The 14,905-nt window shown below is 71.7% G+C and carries 14 protein-coding genes; 13 read left to right on the top strand and 1 reads right to left on the bottom strand.

Annotated features, from left to right (window positions below; genetic code table 11):
* Positions 1-110: 110 nt before the first annotated feature.
* Entirely contained in the window at positions 111-1,319 is a 1,209-nt protein-coding gene (locus tag GT042_RS01350; protein ID WP_345943632.1) for a YihY/virulence factor BrkB family protein, read from the bottom strand.
* A 17-nt stretch (positions 1,320-1,336) separates the two neighbouring features.
* Between GT042_RS01350 and GT042_RS01345 the strand changes: the two genes are divergently transcribed.
* The 13 genes from GT042_RS01345 to GT042_RS01290 form a co-directional block, all read left to right on the top strand.
* Entirely contained in the window at positions 1,337-3,004 is a 1,668-nt protein-coding gene (locus GT042_RS01345) for an acyl-CoA dehydrogenase family protein (protein WP_161306851.1), read from the top strand.
* Positions 3,005-3,225: 221 nt separating this feature from the next.
* Complete coding sequence (locus tag GT042_RS01340) at positions 3,226-4,713, top strand: helix-turn-helix domain-containing protein (RefSeq protein ID WP_202532203.1); 1,488 nt, start codon at positions 3,226-3,228, stop codon at positions 4,711-4,713.
* Positions 4,714-4,726: 13 nt separating this feature from the next.
* Positions 4,727-5,293 (top strand): GNAT family N-acetyltransferase, encoded by a 567-nt coding sequence (locus GT042_RS01335; protein ID WP_161306850.1) that lies wholly within the window; start codon positions 4,727-4,729, stop codon positions 5,291-5,293.
* A 351-nt stretch (positions 5,294-5,644) separates the two neighbouring features.
* On the top strand, positions 5,645-7,342 hold the full coding sequence (locus GT042_RS01330) for a nitrite/sulfite reductase (RefSeq protein ID WP_161306849.1): 1,698 nt from the start codon (positions 5,645-5,647) through the stop codon (positions 7,340-7,342).
* Positions 7,339-7,515: a hypothetical protein gene (locus GT042_RS37935; RefSeq protein ID WP_202532202.1), complete on the top strand. Its 177-nt coding sequence runs from the start codon at positions 7,339-7,341 to the stop codon at positions 7,513-7,515. Before GT042_RS01330 ends, GT042_RS37935 begins: the two co-directional genes overlap by 4 nt.
* Complete coding sequence (locus GT042_RS01325) at positions 7,512-8,213, top strand: phosphoadenylyl-sulfate reductase (RefSeq protein ID WP_161306848.1); 702 nt, start codon at positions 7,512-7,514, stop codon at positions 8,211-8,213. Before GT042_RS37935 ends, GT042_RS01325 begins: the two co-directional genes overlap by 4 nt.
* A gap of 55 nt (positions 8,214-8,268) precedes the next feature.
* Positions 8,269-8,865, top strand: a complete 597-nt coding sequence (gene cysC / locus GT042_RS01320; protein ID WP_161306847.1) for an adenylyl-sulfate kinase — start codon at positions 8,269-8,271, stop codon at positions 8,863-8,865.
* The gene (gene cysD / locus GT042_RS01315; RefSeq protein WP_161306846.1) at positions 8,862-9,800 is read left to right on the top strand and encodes a sulfate adenylyltransferase subunit CysD; all 939 of its coding nucleotides are present in this window, start codon (positions 8,862-8,864) and stop codon (positions 9,798-9,800) included. The genes cysC and cysD overlap by 4 nt, the downstream gene beginning before the upstream one ends.
* A gap of 2 nt (positions 9,801-9,802) precedes the next feature.
* Positions 9,803-11,161, top strand: coding sequence for a GTP-binding protein (locus GT042_RS01310; protein ID WP_161306845.1), 1,359 nt, complete (start codon positions 9,803-9,805; stop codon positions 11,159-11,161).
* A 244-nt stretch (positions 11,162-11,405) separates the two neighbouring features.
* The gene (locus GT042_RS01305) at positions 11,406-12,521 is read left to right on the top strand and encodes an aliphatic sulfonate ABC transporter substrate-binding protein (protein WP_161306844.1); all 1,116 of its coding nucleotides are present in this window, start codon (positions 11,406-11,408) and stop codon (positions 12,519-12,521) included.
* Between the two features lie 78 nt (positions 12,522-12,599).
* On the top strand, positions 12,600-13,391 hold the full coding sequence (locus GT042_RS01300) for an ABC transporter ATP-binding protein (protein ID WP_161306843.1): 792 nt from the start codon (positions 12,600-12,602) through the stop codon (positions 13,389-13,391).
* 106 nt (positions 13,392-13,497) lie between these two features.
* Positions 13,498-14,346, top strand: a complete 849-nt coding sequence (locus GT042_RS01295) for an ABC transporter permease (RefSeq protein ID WP_237530369.1) — start codon at positions 13,498-13,500, stop codon at positions 14,344-14,346.
* A 56-nt stretch (positions 14,347-14,402) separates the two neighbouring features.
* Positions 14,403-14,905, top strand: a 503-nt coding sequence (locus GT042_RS01290) for a CbiX/SirB N-terminal domain-containing protein (protein WP_161306841.1), incomplete at its 3' end; no start/stop codon positions are given.

The following is a 14,905-nucleotide window of genomic DNA, read 5'->3' as shown; positions in this document are numbered from 1 at the left end:
GGCCCCGGGGGGAGGGTCCCAGGACCGCCGCCGGGCCTGGGGTCAAGCCCACGGACCCCAGCGGGTCCGTGCCCCGAGCGTCGCGACCCCCGGCCCCCGTCCCCGGCCCGTCAGGGCCGCTCGTCCTTCTCCTTGCTCTCCCTCAGTTCCTTGTTCTCGCGGCTCTCCCGGCCCGAGTGCAGCCGCGACCGCAGGTCGTCCGGTGGCAGGAAGCGGGACCAGCGTTCCGGGAACTCCGACGGCATGGCCAGGTCGCCGCCCTCGTCGCCTTCGTCGTCGGGGTCGTCCAGGTCGTCGAAGTCGCCCCGGGCCCTGCGGAGTTCCGTCTCGGCCGCCGCGCGGGCCAGTAGTTCCGCCGCGTGGGCCGTGCGCAGGCGTTCGTTGGCCGCGCGGGCCGCCGCCGTGGCCAGCGAGGGCCAGACGCGGTCGATCGCCGCGTTGACCGCCGCGCCGACCAGGACCGCGAAGGCCGAGATGCCGATCCACAGGAGCACGGCGATGGGCGCCGCGAGGGAGCCGTAGATCGTCGGGCCCTCGACCGTACTGGTCAGGTAGATGCGGAGCAGAAAGCTCCCCAGGACCCACATGCCGAGCGCCACCAGCGCGCCCGGGACGTCCTCGATCCAGCGCGACCTGGCCGGCACGGAGACGTGGTAGAGCGTGGTCAGGAAGGCGATCGAGAGGATGCTCACCACCGGCCAGTAGAGGATGGACACCACCTCCGTGCCCCACGGGATGAGGTCCACGACCCGGTCGGGGCCGACCACCGCCAGCGGCAGCACCACCGCGCCGATCAGCAGCGCCACGAGGTAGAGCAGGAAGGCGAGGAGCCGGGTCGCGACGATGCCGCGCCGCCCGTCCAGGCCGTACATCACGGTGATCGTGTCCACGAAGACGTTCACCGCCCGCGAGCCCGACCAGAGCGCGATCGCGAAGCCCAGCGAGATGACGTCGGGCCGCCCCCCGTGGGTGACGCTCGCGAGCAGCGGCTTGGCGATCTGGTTGACGCCCCGGTCGGAGAGGACCGTGCCGACCGCCGAGAGGATGTTCTTCTCGATCGAGGCGACCGTGGTCGTGCTGGTCCAGTCGTCCACGTAACCGAGCAGTCCGATCAGCCCGAGCAGCAGCGGCGGCAGCGACAGCAGGGTGAAGAACGCCGCCTCGGCCGCGAGTCCGAGGATGCGGTATTCGATGCACGAATTGACGGTGTCCTTCAGCAGCAACCAGGCCATCCTCCGCATGGAGACGTTGCGATAGAGGACTCTGGCCCGGTGAAGTCGGCCCGACGGCCGCTCGGGTGTTTCATTTGCTGCCTGCACGTCCTTACCGTAGCGGCATGGCAGCCACCACCCACACAGTGACCAACCAGGTTCCGCCCCTGGTGGGGTACGACGTCTTCACCGCCGACCGGGCTCTCACCGAAGGAGTGGAACGACACGTTCCCCCCGCTCTCCTCGACGAGGCCCGGACGGAACTGACCGCGCTCGGCCGCTCCGCCGGGTCCGCGGAGACGCAGCTCCTGGGCACGCTGGCCAACGAGAACCCACCGAAGCTCCGTACGCACGACCGGTACGGCAACCGGATCGACGAGGTCGACTTCCACCCCGCCTGGCACCAGTTGCTCGGAGAGGCCGTCACGGCCGGGCTGACCGACGCCTGGGGCCGCCCGGCCGGCCATCTGCGGCGCTCGGCCGGATTCCTCGTGTGGGGGCAGGTCGAGGCCGGGAACACCTGCCCGCTGTCGATGACCCACGCGGCCGTCCCGGCGCTGCGAGTGGAGCCGGCGCTCGCCGCCGACTGGGAGCCGCGGCTCACCTCCCGGGTGTACGACCCCGGGCTGCGGCCCGCCGGCGAGAAGTCCGGGGTGCTCTTCGGGATGGGCATGACGGAGAAGCAGGGCGGCAGCGACGTCCGTGCCAACACGACGAGCGCCCGGCGGCTGGACACCGAGACGGGCGCGGGCGACGAGTACCTGCTCACCGGGCACAAGTGGTTCTGTTCCGCGCCGATGTGCGACGGATTCCTCGTCCTGGCGCAGGCGCCGGGCGGGCTGACCTGTTTCCTCGTCCCGCGTGTGCTGCCGGACGGTACGCGCAACGTCTTCCGGATCCAGCGCCTCAAGGACAAGCTGGGCAACCGCTCCAACGCGTCGGGCGAGGTCGAGTTCGACGAGACCTGGGGGCGCCGCGTCGGCGAGGAGGGGCACGGCGTGCGCACCATCATCGAGATGGTGGCGGCGACCCGGCTGGACTGCGTGGTCGGTTCGGCCGCGCTGATGCGGCAGGCGGTGGCGCAGGCCGTCCATCACGCCACGTACCGGCGGGCGTTCGGCGCCGAGTTGATCGACCAGCCGCTGATGGTCAACGTCCTGGCCGACCTGGCCCTGGAGTCGGAGGCCGCGACGACGCTCGCGCTGCGGCTGGCGGCGGCGTACGACGCGGTCCAGGGCGGTCCCGAGGAGGAGCGCGACCGGGAGCGGGCGTTCCTGCGGCTCGCGGTGCCCGTCGCCAAGTACTGGGTGACCAAACGGTGCACCCCGGCCGTGGCGGAGGCCCTGGAGTGCCTGGGCGGCAACGGGTACGTGGAGGAGTCCGGGATGCCCCGGCTGCTGCGCGAGGCGCCGCTGAACTCGATCTGGGAGGGCTCGGGGAACGTACAGGCGCTGGACGTGCTGCGGGCGCTCCAGCGGGAGCCGGGCGCGCTGAACGCCTTCCTCCAGGAGGTGGGCCTGGCGCGCGGCGCCGACCACCGGCTGGACCGGGCCATCAAGGACCTGCTCACCGAACTGGCCGACCTGACCGGGATCGAGGCGCGGGCGCGGCGGCTGGTGGAGCGGATGGCGCTGGTGCTCCAGGGTTCACTGCTGGTGCGGTGGGCGCCGCCGGAGGCGGCGGACGCGTTCTGCGCCTCACGGCTCGGCGGCGACTGGGGTACGGCCTTCGGCACCCTGCCGCACACGCTGGACCTGGCGTCGGTCGTGGACCGGGCGCGGCCGGAGGGGTGAGCCGGGGAAGGGGAGGGTGAGGGTGAGGCCGCCGCGGGAGAGGTGGGGCCGCCGCGGGAGAGGTGGGGGGACCATCAGAGGTGGTGCTGCGCCGACACGGCACCACCTCTGATTCCCTGTCACTCTCCGGCACCCGCACCCGGGATGCCAGAGTTGCAACCCGTTGCAGCAGAATCCGGAACTGCCCCTCCGGAGGGTGACCGGAACGGCACGATGGGCTGATGAAGGACATACCGCTCGACCTGGCCCGGCTCTCCACCGTGGACGGCGCGCAGGCCACCCGGCTCCTCCATCGGGTCAGGGAGGCGGCGCTGGCCGGCGAGCGGCCTCCGGTCGCGCCCCGCCCGGTGATCGACGCGTCGTGGCGGCGGATGTCCCGGATGGGGCTCGATCCCGACAGAACCACCCGCACGGTGCTGCTGGAGCGGGACGAGCTGGAGCACCGGCGGCGTACGTCCGTGCTCGGCGAGGCGCTGCGTACCCTCGTCGACTCGCTGACCGACGTGGCGGACGCGTCCCTCCAGATCACGGTCGTCACGGACGACGAGGGGCGGGTGCTGTGGCGGGACGGCAGCCCGTCCGTGCTGCGGCAGGCGGGCGGCATCTGGCTCGAAGAGGGGGCGACCTGGACCGAGGGGGCCACGGGCACCAACGCGATCGGTACGGCGCTTGCGGTCCGGCGGCCGGTACGGGTCCACTCGGCGGAGCACTTCGTCCGGACGCTGCACTCGTGGACCTGCGCCGCCGCGCCGGTGCACGACCCGAGGGACGGGCGGCTGCTGGGGGTGGTCGACGTGAGCGGCCCGGCGGCCGGGTTCCATCCGGCGACGCTCGCGCTGGTCAGGTCGGTGGCCCGGCTCGCGGAGAGCGACATGCGGGAGCGGCACCGGGGAAACGTCGAGCGGCTGCGTTCGGTGGCGGCGCCGATCATGTGCCGGATCGGGGGGCGGGCGCTGGCGGTCGACAGCTACGGCTGGACGGCGGCGGTCACGGGGATGCCCCCCGTGGACCGGCTCCCGCTGCCCAAGTCGTTCGGGGCGGGCCGGGTCTGGCACCCCTCGCTGGGCATGTGCGCGGTCGAGCCGCTGCCGGGCGGCTGGCTCATCCAGGTGGCGGACGACCCCGACCCGGCCTCGGCGGGAGCGGTAAGCCGGGTCGTCCTGGACCTGAGCCGGCCCCGGCGCTGGTCGGTGGCGGTGTCGGGGGCGGCGGGCAGCTGGGTGCAGGAGCTGACCCCGCGCCACGCGGAGCTGCTGTACGTCCTGGCCGTGCGCCGGGACGGGCGCAGCGCGGCGGAGCTGGCGGCGGACGTGTTCGGGGACGCGACGCGCACGGTGACCGTACGGGCGGAGATGTCGCGGGTGCGGCGCCACCTGTCGGGGGTGCTGGCGCACCGGCCGTACCGCTTCCGCGAGGAGGTCGAGGTGGAGGTGGTCACGCCGGAGGATCCGGAGGAACTGCTGCCGCATTCGACGGCCCCGGCGGTGCTGAGCACCCGGAGCCTGCCCCGCCCGCCCCTCGGGACCACCCTGGCCTTGACCACCCCGGCCGCGACCATCCCGGCCCTGACCACCCCGGCTGCGACCACCCCGTCCCTGAGCCCCTCGGCTGCGACCACTCCGTCCCTGAGCACCCAGGCTGCGACCGGCCCGGCCCTGACCACCCCCGCCGTGACCGGCCCTGGTGTGACCGCGCGACCCCTCGCGTGATTCTCTGGCGCACATGACCCTCACCGTGACCACGTGGTCCCTGGAGCAGACCTCGCCGTCCGATCTGCGCCCCGCCGCCCCGCCGCCGGGCGACGTGCGGATCGTACGGGCCGAGGTGCCGTCCCCCGAGTTCAGCCGGTTCCTGTACACGGCCGTCGGCGGGGACGTCCGCTGGACGGACCGGCTGCCGTACACGTACGGGCAGTGGCGGGAGTACCTGGACCGGCCCGGTGTGGAGACGTGGGTCGCGTACGAGAAGGGCACCCCGGCCGGCTTCCTGGAGCTGGCGGCGCAGGACGGCGGCGCGGTCGAGATCGTGTACTTCGGGCTGGTCCCGGCCTTCCGGGGCCGCCGGATCGGCGGCCATCTGCTGTCGTACGGCACCGCCAGGGCGTGGGACCTGGCCGAGCGCCACCCCGGGCTCAAGCCGACCGAGCGGGTGTGGCTGCACACGTGCACCAAGGACGGCGAGCACGCCATGGCCAACTACCGGCGGCGCGGCTTCACCCTCTTCGACACGAAGACGTCCGAGGAGGAGGAGACGCCGACGCCGGGCCCCTGGCCCGGCGCGCTGGTGTGACCATACGTCCCGCCTCACCTGACCTCGCCCGGCCCCACCCCGCCTCGCCCCGCCGCATGCCATCTCACATAGCGGGACACTGTCGTCCACATAGCGGATAGTGGTGGACTGCCCCGAGATCCGCGTGACACGCTTCCGTCATGTCGAGAGCTGGAATTGCCTTGGTAGGTCGGCGACACGTCGACCTCGGCCGCATGTCCAGCGCCATCTGTCCGACAAACTGAGATCTCGCGCGCCGCCGCGACTCCGCACCACCCGCCCCTGACCTCTGCACCTGCCGCGCACCGCCGCGCCTTCGCGCGGGTGTGCGGCTGAGAGCCGCCCTCACGCAGTCTCGAAGGACGTAACGCCATGGCCGCCACCCCGGACCAGCCGACTCCCGCCACACCCCGCCGCAAGGTGAGCCGTCACCGCGGCGAGGGCCAGTGGGCCGTCGGCCACTTCACTCCGCTCAACGGCAATGAGCAGTTCAAGAAGGACGACGACGGTCTCAATGTGCGGGCGCGCATCGAGAACATCTACTCCAAGGCGGGCTTCGACTCGATCGACCCGAACGACCTGCGCGGCCGGATGCGCTGGTGGGGGCTGTACACCCAGCGCAAGCCCGGGATCGACGGCGGCAAGACCGCGATCCTGGAGCCGGAGGAGCTGGACGACAAGTACTTCATGCTGCGGGTCCGGATCGACGGCGGGCGGCTGACCACCGAGCAGCTGCGCGTGATCGGCGAGATCTCGCACGAGTTCGGCCGGGACACCGCCGACCTCACCGACCGGCAGAACATCCAGCTGCACTGGATCAGGATCGAGGACGTGCCGGAGATCTGGCGGCGTCTGGAGGCCGTCGGCCTGTCGACCACCGAGGCCTGCGGTGACACGCCCCGCGTGATCCTCGGTTCGCCGGTCGCCGGGGTCGCCGAGAACGAGATCATCGACGGCACCCCGGCCATCGACGCGATCAACGCCCGGTTCATCGGCACCAAGGAATTCTCGAACCTCCCGCGCAAGTTCAAGACGGCGATCTCCGGGTCGCCGCTGCTGGACGTGGCGCACGAGATCAACGACATCGCCTTCGTCGGCGTCGAGCACCCCGAGCACGGCCCCGGCTTCGACCTGTGGGTCGGCGGCGGCCTGTCGACCAACCCGAAGATCGGGCAGCGCCTCGGCGCCTGGGTGCCGCTGGACGAGGTGCCGGACGTGTGGGCCGGGGTCATCGGGATCTTCCGCGACTACGGCTACCGGCGGCTGCGCACCCGCGCCCGCCTGAAGTTCCTGGTCGCGGACTGGGGCGCGGAGAAGTTCCGCCAGATCCTCCAGGACGAGTACCTCAAGCGGGAGTTGATCGACGGCCCCGCCCCCGCGCAGCCCCTCCAGGCGTGGCGCGACCACGTCGGGGTGCACCGGCAGAAGGACGGCCTGTTCTACGTCGGGTTCGCACCGCGCGTCGGCCGGGTCGACGGCCCCAAGCTCGTCCGCATCGCCGAGGTGGCGGCGGCGCACGGCTCGGGCCGGCTGCGTACCACCGTCGAGCAGAAGATGATCGTGCTCGACGTCGCCGAGGACCAGGTCGACTCGCTGGTGGCCGGGCTCGAAGCGCTGGACCTGCGGGTCAAGCCGTCGCCGTTCCGGCGCGGGACGATGGCGTGCACCGGTATCGAGTACTGCAAGCTCGCGATCGTCGAGACCAAACAGCGCGGCGCCACGCTGATCGACGAACTGGAGCGCCGTATCCCCGAGTTCGACCAGCCGCTCACCATCAACATCAACGGCTGCCCGAACGCCTGCGCGCGCATCCAGACCGCCGACATCGGTCTCAAGGGCCAGCTGATGCTGGACAAGGACGGTCAGCAGGTCGAGGGCTTCCAGGTGCACCTGGGCGGCGCCCTGGGCCTGGAGGCCGGTTTCGGCCGCAAGGTCCGCGGCCTCAAGGTCACCTCGGACGAGCTGCCCGACTACGTCGAGCGGGTGCTCGGCCGCTTCCAGAAGGAGCGCGCCGAGGGCGAGCGGTTCGCCACGTGGGCGGCCCGCGCATCGGAGGAGGCCCTCTCATGAGCGAGCGCGCCGCCCCCTTCTACTGCCCCTACTGCGGCGACGAGGACCTGCGCCCGAACGAGCAGGGCCACGGCGCCTGGGAATGCGCGGCCTGCAACCGGGCCTTCCAACTGAAGTTCCTCGGGCTGCTGACCCGGGGGCTCCAGGCACCCGACGGAGGGGAATCGACATGACCACGCTGGCCGGGACGGACGACCCGAAGGCCCTCGCCGAGCACGCGGGCCGCGCGCTCGAGGACGCTTCGGCGACGGAGATCCTCCGGTGGGCCGCCGACACGTTCGGCGACACGTTCTGCGTGACGTCGTCCATGGAGGACGCGGTGGTCGCCCACCTCGCCTCCACCGTCCTTCCCGGCGTGGACGTGGTCTTCCTCGACACCGGCTACCACTTCCCCGAGACGATCGGCACCCGCGACGCCGTGGACGCCGTGATGGACGTCAACGTCATCACGCTGACCCCGCGCCAGAGCGTCGCCGAACAGGACGCCCGGTACGGGCCGAAGCTGCACGACCGCGACCCCGACCTGTGCTGCTCCCTGCGCAAGGTCAAGCCGCTCGAAGAGGGGCTGGCCGGCTACGCGGCCTGGGCCACCGGGCTGCGCCGCGACGAGTCCCCGACCCGGGCGAACACCCCCGTGGTCGGCTGGGACGAGCGGCGCGGCAAGGTCAAGGTCTCGCCGATCGCCCGCTGGTCGCAGGAGGACGTGGACCGGTACGTCGCCGAGCACGGCGTCCTCACCAACCCGCTCCTCATGGACGGTTACGCCTCCGTGGGCTGCGCCCCCTGCACCCGCAGGGTGCTGGAGGGCGAGGACGCCCGCGCGGGGCGCTGGGCCGGCCGGGGCAAGACCGAGTGCGGGCTGCACGGCTGACGGCAGGGGCGGCGAACAGCGGGGCGGCGAACGCCACAGAAGCCGCGCCACGGACATGACGAGCACATCGGTGACGGGCAGTCAGGAAACTCATGAGGAGGGACAGTTGAGCATGACGGAGCAGGGCGCCACCGTCTGGCTCACCGGTCTGCCCAGCGCGGGCAAGACCACGATCGCGCGGGAGCTGGCCGAGCGGCTGCGCACGGAGGGCCACCGCGTCGAGATCCTCGACGGCGACGAGATCCGCGAATTCCTCTCCGCGGGCCTCGGGTTCAGCCGCGAGGACCGGCACACCAACGTCCAGCGCATCGGCTTCGTCGCCGAACTGCTCGCGTCCCACGGCGTCAAGGCGCTGGTGCCGGTGATCGCGCCGTACGCGGACAGCCGCGAGGCCGTGCGCAAACGCCACCAGGGCGTGGGCACCGCCTACCTGGAGGTGCACGTCGCGACTCCCGTCGAGGTGTGCTCCGTAAGGGATGTGAAGGGGCTGTACGCCAAGCAGGCGGCCGGCGAGATGTCCGGGCTGACCGGGGTCGACGACCCCTACGAGGCGCCGGAGGACCCGGACCTGCGGATCGAGTCGCACACCCAGTCCGTACGGGAGTCCGCCGACGCGCTCCACGCGCTCCTCACCGAAAGGGGTCTCGCGTGAGCACGACCGTCGCGTCCGTCACCGGGGGCACCGACGCCCCCTACGCCCTGAGCCACCTGGACGCCCTGGAGTCCGAGGCGGTCCACATCTTCCGTGAGGTGGCGGGGGAGTTCGAGCGGCCGGTGATCCTCTTCTCCGGCGGCAAGGACTCGATCGTCATGCTGCACCTGGCGCTCAAGGCGTTCGCGCCCGCGCCGGTGCCGTTCACGCTGCTGCACGTCGACACCGGGCACAACTTCCCCGAGGTGCTGGACTACCGGGACCGTACGGTCGCCGAGCACGGCCTGCGCCTGCACGTCGCCTCCGTACAGGAGTACATCGACGCGGGGAAGCTGCGCGAGCGCCCCGACGGGACCCGTAACCCCCTCCAGACCGTCCCGCTCACCGAGAAGATCCAGGCCGAGCGGTTCGACGCGGTCTTCGGCGGCGGGCGGCGGGACGAGGAGAAGGCGCGGGCCAAGGAGCGCGTGTTCTCGCTGCGGGACGAATTCTCCCAGTGGGACCCGCGCCGCCAGCGCCCCGAGCTGTGGAACCTCTACAACGGCCGGCACGCCCCCGGTGAGCACGTCCGGGTCTTCCCGCTCTCCAACTGGACCGAGCTGGACGTCTGGCAGTACATCGCCCGCGAGGGCATCGAGCTGCCGGGGATCTACTTCGCCCACGAGCGCGAGGTGTTCCTGCGGGCCGGGATGTGGCTGACGGCGGGCGACTGGGGCGGCCCCAAGGAGAACGAGAGCGTCGAGAAGCGCCTGGTGCGCTACCGCACGGTCGGCGACATGTCCTGCACCGGCGCCGTCGACTCCGACGCCACCACGCTCGACGCGGTGATCGCCGAGATCGCCGCCTCCCGGCTCACCGAGCGCGGCGCGACCCGCGCCGACGACAAGATGTCCGAGGCCGCGATGGAAGACCGCAAGCGCGAAGGGTACTTCTAGCCATGACGAGCGCCACCGAGCCGTACGCCGAGTTCGCCGAGCGGCTCGCCACCACCACCCTGCTGCGCTTCGCGACCGCCGGTTCCGTCGACGACGGCAAGTCCACCCTGGTGGGGCGGCTGCTGCACGACTCGAAGTCGGTGCTCACCGACCAGTTGGAGGCCGTGGAACGGGTCTCACTCAGCCGGGGCCAGGACACACCCGACCTGGCACTGCTCACCGACGGACTGCGCGCCGAGCGCGAGCAGGGCATCACCATCGACGTCGCGTACCGCTACTTCGCCACGCCCCGGCGGCGGTTCATCCTCGCCGACACCCCCGGGCACGTGCAGTACACCCGGAACATGGTCACCGGCGCCTCCACCGCGGAGCTGGCGGTCGTCCTGGTCGACGCGCGCAACGGTGTGGTCGAGCAGACCCGCCGCCATGCCGCCGTCGCCGCCCTGCTGCGTGTCCCGCACGTGGTGCTGGCCGTCAACAAGATGGACCTCGTCGCGTACGCGGAGCCCGTATTCGCCGCGATAGCCGAGGAGTTCACGGCGTACGCGGCCTCCCTCGGCGTCCCGGAGATCACCGCGATCCCGATCTCGGCCCTCGCCGGGGACAACGTCGTGGAGCCGTCCGCGCACATGGACTGGTACGGCGGCCCGACGGTGCTGGAGCACCTGGAGACCGTGCCGTCCAGCCACGACCTGGCCCACTGCCCGGCGCGTTTCCCGGTGCAGTACGTGATCCGCCCGCAGTCCGCGAGCCACCCGGACTACCGCGGCTACGCCGGCCAGATCTCCTCCGGTGTGCTGCGGGTCGGCGACGCCGTGACGGTCCTGCCGTCCGGCCGTACGAGCACGATCGAGGGCATCGACGCGCTCGGCGAAAGCGTCGGCATCGCCTGGGCCCCGCAGTCCGTGACGCTGCGCCTCGCGGACGACATCGACGTGTCGCGCGGCGACCTGATCGCCCCCAGCGCGCAGCTGCCCGCGTCGACGCAGGACGTGGAGGCGACCGTCTGCCACGTCGCCGACCGGCCGCTGACCGTCGGCCAGCGGGTGCTGCTCAAGCACACGACCCGTACGGTCAAGGCGATCGTGAAGGACATCCCGTCCCGGCTCACGCTGGACGACCTGTCCCAGCACCCGGCCCCCGGGCAGCTCGTCGCCAACGACATCGGACGCGTGAGGATCCGTACGGCCGAACCGCTCGCGCTCGACCCGTACGCCGAGTCCCGCAGGACCGGATCGTTTCTGCTGATCGACCCGGCCGACGGTACGACGCTGAGCGCCGGCATGGCGGGCGACGCCTTCGCCGAGGGCGCGGGCGCGACGGCGGTCGTACCCACGGACGAAGAAGGCTGGGACTTCTGATGGCCATCGACATGTACGCGACCTTCGCGAAGGAGGGCGGCCGCGTCGGCAGCGGCCTCCTCGGCGCGGGAACGGGCGGGGTGGCGCGATGTGCGTGATGACGTACGCGCACTGCCTGCGCGCCCGCACCCCCCACCTCCCGCACCGCCCGCCCCACCCGCACCGTCGAAGACCTGCCGATCTCCCGGTCACGCCCGCGTTCCCGTAGGGCGTGCGCACCGGGCCGACGAGAGGAACCCCTCCCGTGCCTGCCACGCGCATCCTGTCGCGCCGCCGTATCACCACGCTCGCCGCAGTACCCCTTCTCGCCGTTGTCGTCACCTCCTGCGGCTACGGCTCCGACGCGAAGAAGGACGACGACAAGAAGCCGGCGGTCGCCGCCGGAGCGAAGAAGCTGTCGGCCGACACCGTGAAGATCGGCTACTTCCCGAACCTCACGCACGCCACGGCCCTGGTGGGTATCCAGGACGGTCTCTTCCAGAAGGAGCTGGGCGGCACGAAGGTCGCGCCTTCCACCTTCAACGCCGGGCCCTCCGAGATCGAGGCGCTCAACGCGGGCAGCATCGACATCGGCTTCATCGGCCCCTCCCCCGCGATCAACGGCTACGTCCAGACCAAGGGCAAGAGCCTGCGGATCATCGGCGGTTCCGCCTCGGGCGGGGTGAAGCTGGTGGTCAACCCGAAGAAGATCAAGACCCTGGACGACCTCAAGGGCAAGAAGATAGCCACCCCGCAGCTGGGCAACACGCAGGACGTGGCGTTCCTCAACTGGATCTCGGAGAAGGGCTGGAAGGTCGACGCCCAGTCCGGCAAGGGTGACGTCTCCGTCGTCCGTACGGACAACAAGATCACCCCGGACGCCTACAAGGCCGGTTCCATCGACGGCGCCTGGGTGCCGGAGCCGACGGCGTCCAAGCTGGTGGCCGAGGGCGCGAAGGTGCTGCTCAACGAGTCGGACCTGTGGCCGGACAAGCAGTTCGTGATCACGAACATCATCGTGTCGCAGAAGTTCCTCTCCGCGCACCCGGACGTCGTCGAGGCCGTGCTGCGCGGCTCGGTGAAGACGAACGCCTGGATCAACGCCAACGAGGACCAGGCGAAGGCGTCGGCCAACGAGGCGCTCAAGACCCTGTCGGGCAAGGCCCTGCCGCCCGAGGTCCTCGACCCGGCGTGGGAGTCCATCAAGGTCACCAACGACCCGCTGGCCTCCACGCTCCAGTCCGAGGCCGACCACGCGGTGAAGGCCGGTCTGCTGGAGAAGCCCGACCTCGCCGGCATCTACGACCTGGGCCCGCTGAACAAGGTGCTCAAGGCCGCCGGTGAGCCCGAGGTCGCCGACGCCGGTCTCGGCGTCAAGTAACCGCCGCGACCGATCTGCGCGACTGATCTGTTCGCGTCTGTTCGCAGGATTTCGCAGGATTCCCAGGAGGTGACGACCATGGCATCGACGCTCACCAAGGCCGCCGACGGCACCACGTCGGTGGACCACGCCGCGCGCATCGCGCACGTCTCCAAGACCTTCGCGACCCCGGCGGGGCGGCAGCTCGTGCTGGACGACATCACGCTCGATGTCGCTCCGGGTGAGTTCGTCACCCTCCTGGGAGCCTCGGGCTGCGGCAAGTCCACCCTGCTCAACCTGGTGGCGGGGCTCGACCGCCCGACCGCCGGGTCCATCGAGACCCCGGGCGGGCGCCCGGCCCTGATGTTCCAGGAGCACGCGCTGTTCCCGTGGCTGACCGCGGGCAAGAACATCGAACTGGCCCTGCGGCTGCGCGGGGTGCCCAAGCAGGACCGCCGCGGCGAGGCGGAACGGCTGCTCGGGCTCGTACGGCTCGAAGGGGCGTACGGCAAGCGGGTGCACGAGCTGTCCGGCGGGATGCGGCAGCGGGTCGCGCTGGCGCGCGCGCTCGCCCAGGACAGCCAACTGCTGCTGATGGACGAGCCGTTCGCCGCGCTCGACGCCATCACCCGCGACGTGCTGCACGACGAGCTGACACGCATCTGGCGCGAGACGAACCTGTCGGTGCTGTTCGTCACCCACAACGTGCGGGAGGCGGTACGGCTCGCCGAGCGTGTCGTCCTGCTGTCCTCGCGCCCCGGCCGGATCGCCCGCGAGTGGCGGGTGGACATCCCGCAGCCGCGCCGGATCGAGGACGCCGAGGTGGCGGAGCTGTCCGTCGAGATCACCGAAGAACTGCGTGGGGAGATCCGCCGACATGGCCAGCACTGACACGACGCCGCAGAAGGACCCGGCGCCCGGGGACGCGGCGGCGGACGGCTCCCTCCGGTCCGACGGGTCGGACGCGCGCCCCCCGGCCGGCGGCGGTCACGGTGACATGGCCGGTCTGGAGGCCGGGCTCGACGCGCTGGACTCCGTACAGACCGGGCGGACACCCCTGCGCCAGACCCTGGTCCAGAAGGTGCTGCCGCCCACCGTCGCCGTCCTCCTCGTGCTGTTCGTGTGGCAGATCCTGATCTGGGCGAAGGTCACCGACGAGTACAAGCTGCCGTCGCCGGGAGCGGTGTGGGACGAGCTGTCCGACGCCTGGTCGCAGGGCACCCTGCTCGGCTACATCTGGACCAGCGTCTCGCGCGGCCTGCTGGGCTTCCTGCTGGCGCTGCTGATCGGCACCCCGCTGGGTCTCCTGGTGGCCCGGGTGAAGTTCGTACGGGCGGCGATCGGACCGATCCTGTCGGGGCTCCAGTCGCTGCCGTCGGTGGCGTGGGTGCCGCCGGCCGTGATCTGGCTCGGGCTCAACGACACGATGATGTACGCGGTGATCCTGCTGGGCGCGGTCCCCTCGATCGCCAACGGGCTGGTGTCCGGGGTCGATCAGGTGCCGCCGCTCTTCCTGCGGGCCGGGCGCACGCTGGGCGCCACCGGGCTCAGGAACACCTGGCACATCATCATGCCGGCGGCGCTGCCCGGGTACCTGGCGGGGCTCAAGCAGGGCTGGGCGTTCTCCTGGCGCTCCCTGATGGCCGCCGAGATCATCGCGTCGTCGCCCGATCTCGGCGTGGGACTGGGCCAGTTGCTGGAGAACGGGCGTACGGTCGGCAGCATGCCCATGGTGTTCCTCGCCATCCTCCTGATCCTGATCGTCGGCATCGCGATCGACCTGCTGATCTTCAGTCCGCTGGAGCGGTGGGTCCTGCGCAACCGCGGTCTCCTCGTGAAGAGCTGATTCCCGTGCGCCCTCTCCCCCGTCCCCCGCTCGTGCCCCCTTCCGGGCCCCCTTTCGTGCCCCCGGTCCTGCTCGTGGTCGCGCACGGCAGCCGGGACCCCCGGCACGCGGCGACCGTGCACGCCCTCGCCCGGCGGGTACGGGCGCTGCGGCCCGGGCTGCGGGTGGAGACCGGCTTCCTGGACTTCAACACGCCTTCCGTGCCTGAGGTGTTGGACCGGCTGGCGCGGGAGGGCGGGCCGCACGTGGTGGAGGTGGTGGCCCAACCGCTGCTGCTCACGCGGGCGTTCCATGCCAAGGCCGACATCCCGGCCGTCCTGCGGGAGGCGTCGGAACGCCTGCCCGGCCTGCGGATCCGCCAGGCCGGCGTCCTCGGCCCTTCGCCGCTGCTCGTGGGGGCGTTGGAGCGGCGCCTGTACGAGGCGGGGCTGGCGCGCTCCGACCGGCCGTCGACGGGTGTGGTGCTGGCCTCGGCGGGCTCCTCCGACCCGGAGGCGGCGGCGGTGATCGCCGGGATCGCCGCGGAATGGCAGCGCCGGGCGGGCTGGTACGCGGTACG

Source organism: Streptomyces sp. SID3212, assembly GCF_009865405.1.
Lineage (GTDB): Bacteria > Actinomycetota > Actinomycetes > Streptomycetales > Streptomycetaceae > Streptomyces.
The sequence above is the reverse complement of the archived record's forward strand: the minus strand, read 5'-3'. Positions and strand labels throughout refer to the sequence as shown.